Genomic DNA, 16,193 nt, shown 5'->3' with positions numbered 1-16,193 from the left:
ATACTGCGCGGCGAAGCTGACCAGACAGTCGCCGCTTCGTCGTCGTCCTCTTCGGGGGAGACGGGCGGAGGGGAGGAAAGTCCGGGCTCCATAGGGCAGGGTGCCAGGTAACGCCTGGGGGGGAAACCCACGACCAGTGCAACAGAGAGCAAACCGCCGATGGCCCACGCGAGTGGGATCAGGTAAGGGTGAAAGGGTGCGGTAAGAGCGCACCGCGCGGCTGGTAACAGTCCGTGGCACGGTAAACTCCACCCGGAGCAAGGCCAAATAGGGGTTCATAAGGTACGGCCCGTACTGAACCCGGGTAGGCTGCTTGAGCCAGTGAGCGATTGCTGGCCTAGATGAATGACTGTCCACGACAGAACCCGGCTTATCGGTCAGTTTCACCTGATTTAACGAAAACCCGCCAGCGCAAACTGGCGGGTTTTTGCTTTTGCGCGGCGGTAAGATGAATGACTGTCCACGACACTATACCCAAAAGAAAGCGGCTTATCGGTCAGTTTCACCTCTTCAACGAAAACCCGCCAGCGCAATCTGGCGGGTTTTTGCTTTTGCGCGGCGGTAAGATGAATGACTGTCCACGACACTATACCCAAAAGAAAGCGGCTTATCGGTCAGTTTCACCTCTTCAACGAAAACCCGCCAGCGCAATCTGGCTGGTTTTTGCTTTTGCGCGGCAGTAAGATGAATGACTGTCCACGACGTTATACCCAAAAGAAAGCGGCTTATCGGTCAGTTTCTTTTTTTCAGTATAAATACTCTTTTTTCGTCACCCTTGTTGTCTCCCAGGATTACTTACCTTCAAATATGAATTATTAGTTTTGTGATCATCAACACAAAATGCTATCCGTGCATTATGAGGACAGCAGAAATCATGGAAAACGATTGCATTCACAAAATGACGTCCTGCTATGATGGTAAAAGTTGACGTTAATCAATTGTTCGAGATGATCGATATCTGTATTCGATTTTTTAAAATATTGATAAAATAAATGTTTTGCGACCAACAAATTCCGCGAAAAAATGTGACGCGGCGCATTATTTACCTGTAAATATGATTTGTTTATAATAAAATTTGATAACTTGCTCATTAAATTTAACTTAAAATTCGCCTGAGAAATACACGATATTTGCTTGAAATATCGTCGCAGGACATTTTTTAATAAGCCATATAAAGCGTGTTGTTATCGCCATAAAATATGGTTATCCCCCCCTTTGTTTTTTGATAAAAGTCAGGCTTTACGCTGATTTAATTACATTAACTCATTGATATTAAAGATTTATGTTGATTTAAGTAGATGCCTGGAAAGCAATTGAAAGTTAATTTGTGAGTGGTCGCACATATCCTATTCATTCCATTTTGATACACTTCATGTCGTCAATGAGGTAATTAATGCAGGTCGATATGAGCACTATTCTTCTTCCTAAAACGCAGCACCTGGTAGTCTTTCAGGAAGTCATCAGAAGTGGCTCTATTGGCTCGGCTGCAAAAGAATTAGGTTTAACTCAACCTGCTGTAAGTAAAATCATTAATGATATTGAAGATTATTTTGGCGTGGAATTAGTGGTACGGAAAAATACCGGTGTAACGCTGACGCCAGCGGGTCAATTGTTGCTCTCACGTTCCGAATCCATTACCCGCGAAATGAAAAATATGGTTAATGAGATAAGCGGTATGTCCTCTGAAGCTGTGGTGGAAGTCTCATTTGGTTTTCCTTCGCTAATTGGCTTTACCTTTATGTCCGGGATGATCAACAAATTCAAAGAGGTGTTCCCGAGAGCGCAAGTCTCAATGTATGAAGCTCAGTTGTCCTCGTTCTTACCTGCTATCCGCGACGGACGCCTCGATTTTGCGATTGGTACGTTAAGTGCAGAGATGAAGCTTCAGGATTTGCATGTTGAGCCGCTGTTCGAGTCCGAGTTTGTGCTGGTGGCCAGCAAGTCCCGAACATGCACCGGCACTACCACGCTGGAGTCGTTGAAAAACGAACAGTGGGTGTTGCCGCAAACTAATATGGGATACTACAGCGAACTTCTCACCACGTTACAAAGAAATGGCATCAGTATTGAAAACATCGTTAAAACCGACTCAGTCGTGACAATTTATAATCTTGTTCTCAATGCTGATTTCTTAACCGTGATTCCTTGTGATATGACTTCACCTTTTGGTTCTAATCAATTTATTACTATTCCGGTTGAAGAAACGTTGCCCGTGGCGCGATATGCCGCGGTATGGTCAAAAAATTATCGTATTAAAAAAGCAGCATCGGTTTTGGTTGAACTAGCCAAAGAGTATTCATCTTATAATGGGTGTAGACGAAGACAATTAATAGAAGCTGATTAGTTATTTGTTTTTCTCAAACATAAATAATCCACCTGTCTTTTTTCGGGTGTCGGTTACGGTTACCTACATATTTAATTCAGGTTAAGAGGTTTATCATGCATATTACATACGATCTCCCGGTTGCTATTGATGACATTATTGAAGCAAAACAACGACTGGCTGGGCGAATTTATAAAACAGGCATGCCTCGATCCAATTATTTTAGTGAACGTTGCAAAGGTGAAATATTCCTTAAGTTTGAAAATATGCAGCGTACTGGTTCATTTAAAATTCGTGGCGCATTTAATAAATTAAGCTCTTTAACCGATGCTGAAAAACGCAAAGGTGTGGTGGCCTGTTCTGCGGGTAACCATGCGCAAGGGGTTTCGCTCTCCTGCGCCATGCTGGGCATCGACGGGAAAGTAGTAATGCCGAAAGGCGCGCCAAAATCCAAGGTCGCGGCGACATGTGACTACTCCGCTGAAGTTGTTCTGCACGGCGACAACTTTAACGATACCATCGCCAAAGTTAGCGAAATTGTCGAAACGGAAGGCCGTATTTTTATCCCACCTTATGATGATCCGAAAGTGATTGCCGGTCAGGGAACGATTGGCCTGGAAATTATGGAAGATCTCTATGATGTCGATAATGTGATTGTGCCAATTGGCGGTGGCGGTTTAATTGCTGGTATTGCGGTAGCGATTAAATCTATTAACCCGACAATTCGTGTTATTGGTGTGCAATCAGAAAACGTTCACGGCATGGCGGCTTCTTTCCACTCGGGAGAAATAACCACGCACCGAACTACCGGCACCCTGGCGGATGGTTGTGATGTCGCCCGCCCGGGTAATTTAACTTACGAAATCGTTCGTGAATTAGTCGATGACATCGTGTTGGTCAGCGAAGACGAAATCAGAAACAGTATGATTGCCTTAATTCAGCGCAATAAAGTCGTCACCGAAGGCGCAGGCGCTCTGGCATGTGCTGCGTTATTAAGCGGTAAATTAGACCAATATATTCAAAACAGAAAAACCGTCAGCATTATTTCCGGCGGTAATATCGATCTTTCTCGCGTCTCTCAAATCACCGGTTTCGTTGACGCTTAATTAATTCGTTGAGGATAGGATATGAGTACTTCAGATAGCATTGTATCCAGCCAGACAAAACAATCGTCCTGGCGTAAATCAGATACCACATGGACGTTGGGTTTGTTCGGCACAGCTATTGGTGCTGGCGTGCTGTTCTTCCCTATCCGCGCAGGTTTTGGCGGACTGATCCCGATTCTTCTGATGTTGGTATTGGCATACCCCATCGCGTTTTATTGCCACCGGGCGCTGGCGCGTCTGTGTCTTTCTGGCTCTAACCCTTCCGGCAACATTACGGAAACGGTGGAAGAGCACTTTGGTAAAACTGGTGGCGTGGTCATCACGTTCCTGTACTTCTTCGCGATTTGCCCACTGTTGTGGATTTATGGCGTCACTATTACCAACACCTTTATGACGTTCTGGGAAAACCAGCTTGGCTTTGCGGCGTTGAACCGCGGCTTCGTGGCGCTGTTCCTGCTGCTGCTGATGGCGTTCGTCATTTGGTTTGGTAAGGATCTGATGGTTAAAGTGATGAGTTACCTGGTGTGGCCGTTTATCGCCAGCCTGGTGCTGATTTCTCTGTCGCTGATCCCTTACTGGAACTCTGCGGTTATCGATCAAGTTGACCTCGGCGCGCTGACGTTAACCGGTCATGACGGTATCCTGATCACCGTCTGGTTGGGGATTTCCATCATGGTCTTCTCCTTTAACTTCTCGCCAATCGTCTCTTCCTTCGTCGTTTCTAAGCGTGAAGAGTATGAGAAAGACTTCGGTCGCGACTTCACTGAGCAGAAATGCTCACAGATCATCTCCCGTGCCAGCATGCTGATGGTTGCCGTGGTGATGTTCTTTGCCTTCAGCTGCCTGTTTACGCTGTCTCCGGCAAACATGGCGGAAGCAAAAGCACAGAACATTCCGGTGCTTTCTTATCTGGCTAACCACTTTGCTTCCATGTCCGGTGAGAAATCGACGTTCGCCACCGTACTGGAATATGCCGCTTCTATCATCGCACTGGTTGCTATCTTCAAATCTTTCTTCGGTCACTATCTGGGAACGCTGGAAGGTCTGAACGGTCTGGTACTGAAGTTCGGCTACAAAGGCGATAAGACGAAAGTGTCTTCCGGCAAACTGAACACCATCAGCATGATCTTCATCATGGGTTCCACCTGGGTAGTTGCTTACGCCAACCCGAACATTCTGGACCTGATTGAAGCCATGGGCGCGCCGATTATCGCTTCACTGCTGTGCCTGTTGCCGATGTATGCCATCCGTAAAGCGCCGTCGCTGGCGAAATACCGTGGTCGTCTGGATAACGTGTTTGTTACCGTGATTGGTCTGCTGACCATCCTGAACATCGTGTACAAACTGTTTTAATCCGTAACTCAGGATGAGAAAAGAGATGAATGAATTTCCGGTTGTTTTGGTTATTAACTGTGGTTCGTCTTCAATTAAGTTTTCCGTGTTGGATGCCTCGAACTGTGAAGTATTAATGTCAGGTATTGCCGACGGTATTAATTCGGAAAATGCATTCTTATCCGTAAATGGAGGAGAGCCAGCACCGCTGGCTCACCACAGCTACGAAGGTGCATTGAAGGCAATTGCGTTTGAACTGGAAAAGCGGAATTTAAATGACAGCGTGGCCTTAATTGGCCACCGCATCGCTCACGGCGGCAGTATTTTTACCGAGTCCGCCATTATTACCGATGAAGTCATTGATAATATCCGTCGCGTTTCTCCACTGGCGCCGCTGCATAATTACGCCAATTTAAGTGGCATTGAATCTGCCCAGCAATTATTTCCTGGCGTAACTCAGGTAGCAGTATTTGATACCAGCTTCCACCAGACAATGGCCCCGGAAGCGTATTTATACGGCCTGCCGTGGAAATATTACGAAGAGCTGGGGGTGCGCCGCTATGGCTTCCACGGCACGTCTCACCGCTATGTTTCCCAGCGCGCGCATTCTCTGCTGGATCTGGCGGAAGATGACTCAGGCCTGGTGGTGGCGCATCTTGGCAATGGCGCGTCTATTTGCGCGGTTCGTAACGGGCAGAGCGTGGACACCTCAATGGGGATGACGCCGCTGGAAGGGTTGATGATGGGGACGCGCAGTGGCGATGTCGACTTCGGCGCGATGTCCTGGGTGGCCAGTCAAACCAACCAGAGCCTTGGCGACCTGGAACGCGTGGTGAATAAAGAATCGGGGCTATTGGGGATTTCCGGTCTTTCTTCCGACCTGCGTGTACTGGAAAAAGCCTGGCATGAAGGTCATGAACGTGCACAACTGGCAATTAAAACCTTTGTTCACCGAATTGCCCGTCATATTGCCGGACACGCTGCCTCATTACATCGCCTGGATGGAATTATATTCACCGGTGGAATAGGTGAGAATTCAAGTTTAATTCGTCGTCTGGTCATGGAGCATTTGACTGTATTAGGCGTAGAGATTGATGCAGAAATGAATAATCGCTCTAACGCTTACGGTGAAAGAATTGTGTCCAGTGAAAATGCGCGCGTAATTTGCGCCGTTATTCCGACTAATGAAGAAAAAATGATTGCGCTAGATGCAATTCATTTAGGCAAAGTTAAAGCACCCGCAGAATTTGCATAATTTAGTTGAAGTATTGTAGAGAGATTATTTTTCATGAAGGTAGATATTGATACCAGCGATAAGCTGTACGCCGACGCATGGCTTGGCTTTAAAGGTACGGACTGGAAAAACGAAATTAATGTCCGCGATTTTATTCAACATAACTATACACCGTATGAAGGGGATGAATCTTTCCTCGCCGAAGCGACGCCAGCCACTACGGCATTATGGGAAAAGGTGATGGAAGGTATTCGTATCGAAAACGCGACCCATGCGCCGGTTGATTTCGATACCAATATTGCCACCACTATTACTGCCCATGATGCCGGTTATATCAACCAGCCGTTGGAAAAAATCGTTGGCCTGCAAACAGATGCGCCACTGAAACGTGCGCTGCATCCGTTCGGCGGCATCAACATGATTAAAAGTTCATTCCACGCCTATGGCCGTGAAATGGACAGCGAATTTGAATACGTGTTTACCGATCTGCGTAAAACCCATAACCAGGGCGTATTTGATGTTTACTCACCGGATATGCTGCGCTGCCGTAAATCTGGCGTACTGACTGGTCTGCCGGACGGTTATGGCCGTGGACGTATTATCGGTGACTATCGCCGCGTGGCGTTGTACGGCATCAGTTATCTGGTCCGTGAACGCGAACTACAATTTGCCGATCTCCAGTCTCGTCTGGAAAAAGGGCAAGATCTGGAAGCCACCATCCGTCTGCGTGAAGAGCTGGCAGAACATCGTCATGCGCTGCTGCAGATTCAGGAAATGGCGGCGAAATACGGCTTCGACATCTCTCGTCCAGCGCAGAATGCGCAGGAAGCGGTGCAGTGGCTCTACTTCGCTTACCTGGCGGCGGTGAAATCGCAAAACGGCGGCGCGATGTCGCTGGGCCGTACTGCATCGTTCCTCGATATCTACATTGAACGTGACTTCAAAGCCGGTGTGCTCAACGAGCAGCAGGCGCAGGAATTGATCGACCACTTCATCATGAAGATCCGCATGGTGCGCTTCCTGCGTACGCCGGAATTTGATTCGCTGTTCTCCGGCGACCCTATCTGGGCAACGGAAGTCATCGGCGGGATGGGGCTGGACGGTCGTACCCTGGTGACCAAAAACTCCTTCCGCTATTTGCACACTCTGCACACTATGGGGCCTGCACCGGAACCTAACCTGACCATTCTGTGGTCGGAAGAATTACCGATTGCCTTCAAAAAGTATGCCGCGCAGGTGTCGATCGTCACCTCTTCCTTGCAGTATGAAAACGACGATCTGATGCGTACTGACTTCAACAGCGATGATTACGCGATTGCCTGCTGCGTCAGCCCGATGGTGATTGGTAAGCAGATGCAGTTCTTCGGCGCACGCGCTAACCTGGCGAAAACGCTGCTGTACGCAATTAACGGCGGGGTGGATGAGAAGCTGAAGATTCAGGTCGGCCCGAAAACAGCACCACTGATGGACGACGTTCTGGACTACGACAAAGTCATGAGCAGCCTCGACCATTTCATGGACTGGTTGGCAGTGCAGTACATCAGCGCGCTGAACATCATCCATTACATGCATGACAAGTACAGCTACGAAGCCTCACTGATGGCGCTGCACGATCGTGATGTTTATCGCACGATGGCATGTGGTATTGCGGGCCTGTCGGTGGCGACGGATTCACTTTCCGCAATTAAATATGCCCGCGTGAAACCGATTCGTGACGAAAACGGCCTGGCGGTCGACTTTGAAATCGACGGCGAATATCCGCAGTACGGCAACAACGACGAGCGCGTAGACAGCATTGCTTGCGACCTGGTTGAACGCTTTATGAAGAAAATTAAAGCCCTGCCAACCTATCGTAACGCTGTACCAACTCAGTCGATTCTGACCATCACCTCTAACGTGGTGTACGGCCAGAAAACCGGTAACACACCGGATGGTCGTCGCGCCGGTACACCGTTCGCACCAGGTGCTAACCCGATGCACGGTCGTGACCGCAAAGGGGCCGTGGCTTCGCTGACCTCCGTTGCCAAGCTGCCGTTCACCTACGCCAAAGACGGTATTTCGTACACCTTCTCAATTGTCCCTGCGGCGCTGGGCAAAGAAGATCCGGTACGCAAAACCAACCTTGTCGGCCTGCTGGATGGTTATTTTCACCACGAAGCGGATGTGGAAGGTGGTCAGCACCTCAACGTCAACGTTATGAATCGGGAAATGTTGCTGGATGCCATTGAGCACCCGGAAAAATACCCGAACCTGACAATCCGTGTCTCTGGCTACGCCGTGCGCTTCAACGCACTGACCCGTGAACAGCAGCAGGATGTGATTTCACGAACCTTTACCCAGGCGCTTTGATGCCGGAGGATGTATGAAAAAGATTATCGAAACGCAACGTGCGCCAGGCGCAATCGGCCCATATGTTCAGGGCGTTGATTTAGGCAGCATGGTCTTCACCTCCGGACAAATTCCGGTTTGCCCGCAGACCGGGGAGATCCCTGCGGACGTGAAAGATCAGGCGCGTTTAAGTCTGGAAAACGTCAAAGCGATCGTGGTTGCTGCCGGGCTGACCGTTGGCGATATCGTGAAGATGACGGTGTTCATTACCGACCTTAATGACTTTGGCACCATCAATGAAGTCTACAAGCAGTTTTTTGATGAGCATCAGGCGACCTACCCGACACGCAGCTGCGTGCAGGTAGCGCGTTTGCCGAAAGATGTGAAGCTGGAAATTGAAGCTATCGCGGTACGCAACGCATAAAGCTCTTGAGCGGGGCGATCGCAGGGTCGCTCCGCTCCTCTTCACGAACGGCAATCCGAGGGTGTGGATATGATTAGTGCATTCGATATTTTCAAAATTGGGATTGGTCCCTCCAGTTCTCATACCGTGGGGCCAATGAATGCCGGAAAAAGTTTTATTGATCGACTGGAGAAGAGCGGCTTATTAACCGCGACGAGCCACATTGTGGTCGATCTTTATGGATCGTTGTCACTGACGGGCAAAGGTCACGCCACGGATATCGCTATCATCATGGGACTGGCAGGAAATAGTCCGCAGGACGTTGTTATTGATGAGATACCTGCATTTATTGAATTAGTGACGCGCAGCGGAAGGTTGCCGGTGGCAGCGGGCGCACATGTCGTTGATTTCCCAGTGGCAAAGAACATTATTTTCCATGCGGAAACGCTGCCCCGTCATGAGAATGGGATGCGTATTACCGCGTGGAAAGAGCAGGAAGAACTGTTAAGCAAAACCTATTATTCAGTCGGTGGCGGATTTATTGTCGAAGAAGAACAATTCGGCATGTCACTGGATGTTGAAACGCTCGTCCCTTACGATTTCCATTCAGCAGGTGAGCTGTTGAAAATGTGTGATTACAACGGGTTATCTATTTCTGGTTTGATGCTGCAAAACGAGTTGGCGCTACGTAGCAAAGCCGAAATTGATGCTGGTTTTTCGCGTATCTGGCAGGTGATGCATGACGGTATTGAACGCGGTATGAATACCGAAGGTGTGTTGCCAGGCCCGCTCAATGTGCCACGTCGGGCGGTGGCGCTGCGGCGTTTGCTGGTTTCCAGCGACAATATCTCTAACGATCCGATGAACGTGATCGACTGGATCAATATGTTTGCTCTGGCAGTCAGCGAAGAAAACGCCGCTGGCGGACGTGTTGTGACAGCGCCAACTAACGGTGCTTGCGGCATTATTCCTGCGGTGCTGGCCTATTACGATAAATTCCGCCGCCCGCTCAATGAGCGCTCCATTGCCCGTTTTCTGCTGGCAGCTGGCGCTATCGGTGCGCTGTATAAAATGAATGCCTCCATTTCTGGTGCGGAAGTGGGCTGTCAGGGCGAAATTGGCGTGGCCTGTTCAATGGCGGCGGCAGGGTTAACCGAACTGCTGGGCGGCAGCCCGGCGCAGGTGTGCAATGCGGCGGAAATCGCTATGGAACACAACCTGGGACTGACCTGCGATCCGGTTGCCGGGCAGGTGCAAATTCCGTGTATTGAACGCAATGCTATTAATGCTGTTAAAGCCGTGAACGCCGCGCGGATGGCGATGGGACGCACTTCCGCACCGCGTGTTTCTCTCGATAAAGTTATCGAGACGATGTACGAAACCGGCAAAGATATGAACGATAAATACCGCGAAACTTCACGCGGAGGACTGGCCATTAAAGTGGTCTGCGGCTGATATCTCATCCGCGTTTATACTGGGGTGCACAAAATGTGCACCCTTTTTTATTGTGATCTGCCGCAAATAGAGAATAACTATTTCTCTAAGATTGATTTAATAGAAAATTATTATCCATAATTGCTATTTCAAAGTCTTGATTGTGAAGATTTTCTCTGACCTCACGCGTATCATTTCTTCATTCTAATAACTCGCCTGCAAAAAAACGTAGACCGCGTATCGCCTTGATGCGGCTCGAAAAAAATAAAAAGCCCTACAAAATATTGAGCGAGAAATTATGGAAATTGCAACGAATAAAGGCGTCATTGCAGACGCTTCGACCCCGGCGGGTCGTGCTGGAATGAGCGAAAGTGAATGGCGTGAAGCTATCAAATTCGACAGTACCGACACCGGTTGGGTGATTATGAGTATTGGGATGGCGATTGGCGCGGGGATAGTTTTTCTCCCGGTGCAGGTCGGATTGATGGGATTGTGGGTATTTTTGCTCTCATCAGTGATTGGCTACCCGGCAATGTATCTGTTTCAGCGATTGTTTATTAATACGCTGGCGGAATCTCCAGAGTGTAAAGATTACCCGAGTGTCATTAGTGGTTATTTGGGTAAAAACTGGGGCATTTTGTTAGGTGCACTTTACTTTGTGATGCTGGTTATTTGGATGTTTGTTTACTCCACCGCCATCACTAACGATAGCGCCTCCTATCTGCATACTTTCGGCGTGACGGAAGGATTGCTGTCTGACAGTCCGTTTTATGGCCTGGTACTGATTTGTATTCTGGTCGCGATATCTTCACGCGGCGAGAAACTGTTATTCAAAATTTCGACCGGCATGGTGCTGACCAAACTGCTGGTGGTGGCGGCGCTGGGTGTATCGATGGTCGGGATGTGGCATCTGTATAACGTCGGTTCGCTGCCGCCGCTGGGGCTGCTGGTGAAAAACGCCATTATCACACTGCCGTTTACCTTAACCTCGATTCTGTTTATTCAGACGTTAAGCCCGATGGTGATTTCCTATCGTTCGCGAGAAAAATCGATCGAAGTAGCGCGACATAAAGCGTTGCGGGCGATGAACATTGCGTTTGGGATCCTGTTTGTCACCGTCTTTTTCTACGCAGTGTCGTTCACGCTGGCGATGGGACATGACGAAGCAGTAAAAGCCTACGAGCAGAATATTTCCGCGCTGGCGATTGCAGCTCAATTTATTAGCGGCGACGGTGCAGCATGGGTGAAAGTGGTCAGCGTCATCCTCAATATCTTTGCCGTAATGACCGCGTTCTTTGGCGTCTATTTAGGCTTTCGTGAAGCAACGCAAGGGATCGTAATGAACATCCTGCGCCGCAAGATGCCAGCTGAGAAGATTAACGAAAATCTCGTTCAGCGCGGCATCATGATTTTTGCCATTTTACTGGCCTGGAGCGCCATCGTACTGAATGCGCCAGTGTTGAGCTTTACCTCTATCTGTAGCCCTATTTTCGGCATGGTAGGGTGCCTGATCCCAGCGTGGTTGGTTTACAAAGTACCGGCATTGCACAAATACAAAGGTGCCTCTCTGTACCTGATTATCGTCACCGGTTTGTTGCTTTGCGTTTCTCCGTTCCTGGCATTTTCATGATTTACCTGAAATTTTAAGGTTTTTATTATGTTTGATTCGACTTTAAATCCGTTATGGCAGCGTTACATCCTTGCAGTTCAGGAGGAAGTAAAACCGGCGCTGGGATGTACTGAACCGATTTCACTGGCGCTGGCGGCGGCGGTTGCTGCGGCAGAACTGGAAGGTCCGGTTGAACGTGTAGAAGCCTGGGTTTCGCCAAATCTGATGAAGAACGGTCTGGGCGTCACCGTTCCCGGTACGGGAATGGTGGGGCTGCCGATTGCGGCAGCACTGGGCGCGTTAGGTGGGAATGCCAAAGCTGGGCTGGAAGTGCTGAAAGACGCAACGGCGCAGGCAATTGCCGATGCCAAAGCGTTGCTGGCGGCGGGGAAAGTCTCGGTCAAGATCCAGGAACCTTGCGATGAAATCCTCTTCTCACGCGCCAAAGTCTGGAACGGCGAGCAGTGGGCTTGTGTCACCATCGTCGGTGGACATACCAACATTGTGCATATTGAGACGCACAATGGCGTGGTGTTTGCCCAGCAGGCGTGCGTGACAGAGGGAGAGCAAGAGTCGCCGCTGGCGGTGCTCTCCAGAACAACGCTCGCCGAGATCCTGAAGTTCGTCAATGAAGTCCCGTTTGAGGCGATCCGCTTTATTCTCGATTCTGCGAAATTAAACTGCGCGTTATCGCAGGAAGGTTTGAGTGGGAACTGGGGGCTGCATATTGGCGCTACGCTGGAAAAACAGTGTGCACGCGGTTTGCTGGCGAAAGATCTCTCTTCATCCATTGTGATTCGTACCAGCGCGGCATCTGATGCGCGTATGGGCGGCGCAACGCTTCCGGCGATGAGTAACTCCGGTTCTGGCAACCAGGGGATCACCGCGACAATGCCCGTGGTGGTGGTCGCGGAACACTTCGGGGCGGATGATGAACGGCTGGCGCGTGCGCTGATGCTTTCGCATTTGAGCGCGATTTACATCCATAACCAGTTGCCGCGTTTGTCTGCGCTGTGTGCTGCAACAACGGCAGCAATGGGCGCCGCTGCCGGGATGGCATGGCTGGTGGATGGTCGTTATGAAACGATCTCGATGGCGATCAGCAGTATGATTGGTGATGTTAGCGGTATGATTTGCGATGGCGCGTCGAACAGTTGCGCGATGAAGGTTTCGACCAGTGCCTCGGCAGCGTGGAAAGCGGTGTTAATGGCGCTGGATGATACCGCCGTGACCGGCAATGAAGGGATTGTGGCGCATGATGTTGAGCAGTCAATCGCCAATCTGTGCGCGCTGGCAAGTCATTCAATGCAGCAAACGGATCGGCAGATTATCGAGATTATGGCGAGCAAGGCCAGATAAGCGCCGGATTTCGGATATCGTACCTGATGCCGGATGCGATGCTGGCGCATCTTATCCGGCTTACGAATTGTGCAATTTATTGATGTTGTTGGGTTTTGTGCCTGATGCCGGATGCGATGCTGGCGCATCTTATCCGGCCTACGGATTGTGCAATTTGTTGATGTTGTTGGGTTTTGTACCTGATGCCGGATGCGATGCTGGCGCATCTTATCCGGCTTACGAATTGTGCAATTTGTTGATGTTGTTGGGTTTTGTACCTGATGCCGGATGCGATGCTGGCGCATCTTATCCGGCCTACGAATTGTGCAATTTGTTGGTTTTGTAGGCCGGATAAGGCGTTTACGCCGCATCCGGCAACCTGTTTTTATGCGGTAGCTTCATCCTCGGCTAACCGTATTTCGGCGTCGGCGACTATCGCCTCCAGCTCACTCAACATCTCTTCATAGCCAAAATTTTTGGTAGCGCGGGTGGTTTCTTTCGCTGCAACGGACTTTACTGGCTGACGTTTTTTCGCCGATTTTTTACTCATCATCTTCTCCCTGTAAAAAAACTAGACAGGTAAATCTATCAGCAAAGCGCGCAGCGGGGAATCAGCAACGAGTGTAATGTTAGCCTCGTCACGAATAAATGCGCCATCACCGCAGGTCAGCGCAGCTTTCTCTTCGTGATGTGTAAGCGCATGAAATTGACCGTGAATAGACTGCAAATACGCGCGTGGCCCATGCAACTGGAAATTCGCACTTTCGCCTTTGTCGAGCACGATATGATGCAGCCACACCTGCTGGCGCAGTTGCAGGCTACCTTTCGCGCCATCTGGCGAGGCGATTAATTGCTGCTTGTCCATATTCAGCGCCAGTTTTTGAATCAGCGGATTCTCCCGTTGTGGGCAGGTATCCAGCCAGAGCTGCATTCGCGTTAACGCTTTGTCTTTGCTGATATTATGTTCGCTATAACTCACGCCCGGCTGAGTAGAAAGCAATAAGGCTTCACCGGCGCGGGCCTGTACATGATTGCCTTCGCTGTCCCGATACTCTGCTTCTCCGTCGAGAATCACATTCAAAATATCAACTTTGGGATAAGTACGTGGCTGGAAGGCGGCACCTGGAGCCAACACTTCCTGGTTAAGCACGCGCAGGGAGGCATAGCCTAACAATTTCGGGTCGAAGTAGTGTCCAAAGGAAAAAGTATACCGGGCCTGCAACCATCCGTAGTCTGCTTGTCCACACTGCCTGGCAGTTCGGGTAGTAATCATAATTCTTGACCTCTCTTTACTTCCTTTTATGGTAAGGGGCTGGACGCTACATTGTTAGCCAGATATTCTGCCCGGTATGTTCAAATTTCCTGAATGAGAACGAAATGGCCAAAGAAAGGGCGTTAACGCTGGAAGCACTAAGGGTTATGGATGCTATTGATCGCCGTGGTAGTTTTGCGGCGGCGGCCGATGAGCTGGGACGCGTGCCTTCTGCGCTTAGTTACACCATGCAAAAGCTGGAAGAAGAGCTTGATGTGGTGCTGTTTGACCGCTCGGGCCATCGCACCAAATTCACCAATGTCGGGCGAATGTTGCTGGAGCGGGGACGCGTTCTGCTGGAGGCGGCAGATAAACTGACCACCGATGCCGAAGCCCTCGCGCGTGGTTGGGAAACACATCTCACTATTGTGACCGAGGCGCTGGTGCCTACGCCTGCTTTTTTCCCGTTGATCGACAAACTGGCGGCGAAAGCCAATACCCAACTGGCAATCATTACTGAGGTGCTGGCGGGGGCGTGGGAGCGGCTGGAACAGGGGCGAGCAGATATTGTTATCGCGCCGGATATGCATTTTCGCTCCTCGTCGGAAATCAACTCTCGTAAGCTTTACACCTTGATGAACGTCTACGTGGCTGCGCCGGATCACCCGATTCATCAGGAGCCGGAACCGCTCTCTGAAGTGACGCGCGTGAAATATCGCGGAATTGCGGTGGCGGATACCGCTCGTGAGCGCCCGGTATTGACCGTACAGCTACTGGACAAACAGCCGCGCTTAACGGTGAGCACTATTGAAGATAAACGCCAGGCGTTACTGGCTGGGCTTGGCGTGGCAACTATGCCGTATCCGATGGTGGAAAAAGATATTGCTGAAGGGCGGTTGCGTGTCGTCAGTCCGGAATCGACCAGCGAAATCGATATTATTATGGCCTGGCGTCGCGACAGTATGGGGGAAGCAAAATCCTGGTGTTTGCGGGAAATTCCAAAATTATTCGCCGGAAAATAAACGATTAAGCACCTTTTGCAAGGTACTTTTGGCTGCAGACAAACGCAAAACTGCCTGATGCGCTACGCTTATCAGGCCTACGCAGTCACTGCAATATATTGAATTTTGGAGATTTTGTAGGCTGGATAAGGCGTTTACGCCGCATCCGGCATAAACAAAGCGCACTTTGTCAACAATCTGAAGCACCTTTATACAAGGTGCTTAATTATTATTCCTGCTCCAGTTTCGGATCGGGTCCAAAGCGGTTTTCGCCTGGCGTCCCCGGCTGGCAGTTAAAGATGATGATAATTAGCCAACCGATAACCGGAATTAAGAACAGTAGCACCCACCACGCCGAACGGTCGGTGTCATGCAGGCGACGGAACTGTACTGCCCACCACGGCAAAAACACCAGAATGCCATAGATAGTCGTCAGGATGCCTTCGCCACCGGCACGTTGCCAGCCCAGCATTTTATCCAGCAGTCCCAGCACGAGCGTAAAGATGATGTTGACCAGAATAAACATCCAGTACTCTTTGCGCCGTGCACGCCCCCGGAAACCGACATAATTTTTTAGTACTTTCAGATACCAGTCCATTTTTGCCTCAATTTTGCTCAATCACTTGTTTTTAAAGCAGCAAATTAAGAATAGACATGAATGAATTTGCAGTAAATATTATCGAGATGAATTAATAAGGCGCTGTGAAGGATAAGGGCAAGCGCAAAATCGCCTGATGCGCTACGCTTATCTGGCCTGGGCGGCTTCTGCAATATATTGAATGTACGATGTTTTGTAGGTCAGATAAGGCGTTCACGCCGCATCCGACATAACA

The 16,193-nt window shown here is 49.7% G+C and carries 16 protein-coding genes and 1 other RNA gene; 12 read left to right on the top strand and 5 right to left on the bottom strand.

Annotated elements, in window-relative coordinates; genetic code table 11:
- The first annotated feature begins 12 nt into the window (after positions 1-12).
- An RNA gene (gene rnpB / locus FEM44_RS06670) (RNase P RNA component class A) lies at positions 13-389 on the top strand.
- A 3-nt stretch (positions 390-392) separates the two neighbouring features.
- Here the strand turns inward: rnpB and FEM44_RS06665 are convergent.
- A complete protein-coding gene (locus FEM44_RS06665) occupies positions 393-587 on the bottom strand; it encodes a hypothetical protein (RefSeq protein WP_138158952.1) in 195 nt (64 codons plus the stop codon).
- Positions 588-872: 285 nt separating this feature from the next.
- On the bottom strand, positions 873-1,091 hold the full coding sequence (gene tdcR / locus FEM44_RS06660; RefSeq protein ID WP_217496767.1) for a transcriptional activator TdcR: 219 nt from the start codon (positions 1,089-1,091) through the stop codon (positions 873-875).
- Positions 1,092-1,405: 314 nt separating this feature from the next.
- Between tdcR and tdcA the strand changes: the two genes are divergently transcribed.
- From tdcA to FEM44_RS06610, 10 genes are all read left to right on the top strand, one after another.
- Positions 1,406-2,344 carry a transcriptional regulator TdcA gene (gene tdcA / locus FEM44_RS06655; RefSeq protein ID WP_130210820.1) on the top strand — a complete coding sequence of 313 codons (939 nt, stop codon included), beginning with the start codon at positions 1,406-1,408 and terminating at the stop codon, positions 2,342-2,344.
- A gap of 95 nt (positions 2,345-2,439) precedes the next feature.
- Positions 2,440-3,429, top strand: coding sequence for a bifunctional threonine ammonia-lyase/L-serine ammonia-lyase TdcB (gene tdcB / locus FEM44_RS06650; protein WP_000548353.1), 990 nt, complete (start codon positions 2,440-2,442; stop codon positions 3,427-3,429).
- Between the two features lie 21 nt (positions 3,430-3,450).
- Positions 3,451-4,782, top strand: a complete 1,332-nt coding sequence (gene tdcC, locus FEM44_RS06645) for a threonine/serine transporter TdcC (RefSeq protein ID WP_135523948.1) — start codon at positions 3,451-3,453, stop codon at positions 4,780-4,782.
- A gap of 25 nt (positions 4,783-4,807) precedes the next feature.
- On the top strand, positions 4,808-6,016 hold the full coding sequence (tdcD, locus tag FEM44_RS06640) for a propionate kinase (RefSeq protein WP_135523949.1): 1,209 nt from the start codon (positions 4,808-4,810) through the stop codon (positions 6,014-6,016).
- Positions 6,017-6,049: 33 nt separating this feature from the next.
- Positions 6,050-8,344: a 2-ketobutyrate formate-lyase/pyruvate formate-lyase gene (tdcE, locus tag FEM44_RS06635; RefSeq protein WP_135523950.1), complete on the top strand. Its 2,295-nt coding sequence runs from the start codon at positions 6,050-6,052 to the stop codon at positions 8,342-8,344.
- A gap of 13 nt (positions 8,345-8,357) precedes the next feature.
- Positions 8,358-8,747 (top strand): enamine/imine deaminase, encoded by a 390-nt coding sequence (locus FEM44_RS06630; RefSeq protein WP_064529572.1) that lies wholly within the window; start codon positions 8,358-8,360, stop codon positions 8,745-8,747.
- A 69-nt stretch (positions 8,748-8,816) separates the two neighbouring features.
- Positions 8,817-10,181, top strand: coding sequence for an L-serine ammonia-lyase (gene tdcG, locus FEM44_RS06625; RefSeq protein ID WP_135523951.1), 1,365 nt, complete (start codon positions 8,817-8,819; stop codon positions 10,179-10,181).
- Positions 10,182-10,458: 277 nt separating this feature from the next.
- Positions 10,459-11,790, top strand: coding sequence for an amino acid permease (locus tag FEM44_RS06620; protein WP_130210814.1), 1,332 nt, complete (start codon positions 10,459-10,461; stop codon positions 11,788-11,790).
- 27 nt (positions 11,791-11,817) lie between these two features.
- The gene (gene cyuA, locus FEM44_RS06615) at positions 11,818-13,128 is read left to right on the top strand and encodes a cysteine desulfidase (RefSeq protein ID WP_135523952.1); all 1,311 of its coding nucleotides are present in this window, start codon (positions 11,818-11,820) and stop codon (positions 13,126-13,128) included.
- 82 nt (positions 13,129-13,210) lie between these two features.
- A complete protein-coding gene (locus tag FEM44_RS06610) occupies positions 13,211-13,453 on the top strand; it encodes a hypothetical protein (RefSeq protein ID WP_138158950.1) in 243 nt (80 codons plus the stop codon).
- 39 nt (positions 13,454-13,492) lie between these two features.
- Here FEM44_RS06610 and yhaL read toward each other — a convergent pair whose 3' ends face one another.
- A complete protein-coding gene (gene yhaL, locus FEM44_RS06605) occupies positions 13,493-13,657 on the bottom strand; it encodes a protein YhaL (RefSeq protein ID WP_074399591.1) in 165 nt (54 codons plus the stop codon).
- Positions 13,658-13,678: 21 nt separating this feature from the next.
- Positions 13,679-14,380 carry a pirin family protein gene (locus FEM44_RS06600; protein ID WP_135523956.1) on the bottom strand — a complete coding sequence of 234 codons (702 nt, stop codon included), beginning with the start codon at positions 14,378-14,380 and terminating at the stop codon, positions 13,679-13,681.
- Positions 14,381-14,484: 104 nt separating this feature from the next.
- Between FEM44_RS06600 and yhaJ the strand changes: the two genes are divergently transcribed.
- A complete protein-coding gene (gene yhaJ, locus FEM44_RS06595) occupies positions 14,485-15,381 on the top strand; it encodes a DNA-binding transcriptional regulator YhaJ (RefSeq protein WP_001041008.1) in 897 nt (298 codons plus the stop codon).
- 208 nt (positions 15,382-15,589) lie between these two features.
- Here yhaJ and FEM44_RS06590 read toward each other — a convergent pair whose 3' ends face one another.
- On the bottom strand, positions 15,590-15,958 hold the full coding sequence (locus FEM44_RS06590; protein ID WP_135523957.1) for a DUF805 domain-containing protein: 369 nt from the start codon (positions 15,956-15,958) through the stop codon (positions 15,590-15,592).
- Positions 15,959-16,193: the final 235 nt, after the last annotated feature.

Source organism: Escherichia sp. E4742 (genome assembly GCF_005843885.1).
GTDB lineage: Bacteria > Pseudomonadota > Gammaproteobacteria > Enterobacterales > Enterobacteriaceae > Escherichia.
Note: the sequence above shows the minus strand (reverse complement) of the source record. Positions and strands in the feature narration are given on the sequence as shown.

Bases quoted from the DNA above. Each gene is read 5' to 3' on its own strand.
- tdcC (WP_135523948.1), top strand. From the start codon at position 3,451: ATGAGTACTTCAGATAGCATTGTATCCAGCCAGACAAAACAATCGTCC.
- FEM44_RS06610 (WP_138158950.1), top strand. From the start codon at position 13,211: ATGTTGTTGGGTTTTGTGCCTGATGCCGGATGCGATGCTGGCGCATCT.
- tdcB (WP_000548353.1), top strand. From the start codon at position 2,440: ATGCATATTACATACGATCTCCCGGTTGCTATTGATGACATTATTGAA.
- yhaJ (WP_001041008.1), top strand. From the start codon at position 14,485: ATGGCCAAAGAAAGGGCGTTAACGCTGGAAGCACTAAGGGTTATGGAT.
- FEM44_RS06630 (WP_064529572.1), top strand. From the start codon at position 8,358: ATGAAAAAGATTATCGAAACGCAACGTGCGCCAGGCGCAATCGGCCCA.
- FEM44_RS06620 (WP_130210814.1), top strand. From the start codon at position 10,459: ATGGAAATTGCAACGAATAAAGGCGTCATTGCAGACGCTTCGACCCCG.
- yhaL (WP_074399591.1), bottom strand. From the start codon at position 13,657: ATGAGTAAAAAATCGGCGAAAAAACGTCAGCCAGTAAAGTCCGTTGCA.
- tdcR (WP_217496767.1), bottom strand. From the start codon at position 1,091: ATGAGCAAGTTATCAAATTTTATTATAAACAAATCATATTTACAGGTA.
- cyuA (WP_135523952.1), top strand. From the start codon at position 11,818: ATGTTTGATTCGACTTTAAATCCGTTATGGCAGCGTTACATCCTTGCA.
- tdcA (WP_130210820.1), top strand. From the start codon at position 1,406: ATGAGCACTATTCTTCTTCCTAAAACGCAGCACCTGGTAGTCTTTCAG.
- tdcG (WP_135523951.1), top strand. From the start codon at position 8,817: ATGATTAGTGCATTCGATATTTTCAAAATTGGGATTGGTCCCTCCAGT.
- FEM44_RS06600 (WP_135523956.1), bottom strand. From the start codon at position 14,380: ATGATTACTACCCGAACTGCCAGGCAGTGTGGACAAGCAGACTACGGA.
- tdcE (WP_135523950.1), top strand. From the start codon at position 6,050: ATGAAGGTAGATATTGATACCAGCGATAAGCTGTACGCCGACGCATGG.
- FEM44_RS06590 (WP_135523957.1), bottom strand. From the start codon at position 15,958: ATGGACTGGTATCTGAAAGTACTAAAAAATTATGTCGGTTTCCGGGGG.
- tdcD (WP_135523949.1), top strand. From the start codon at position 4,808: ATGAATGAATTTCCGGTTGTTTTGGTTATTAACTGTGGTTCGTCTTCA.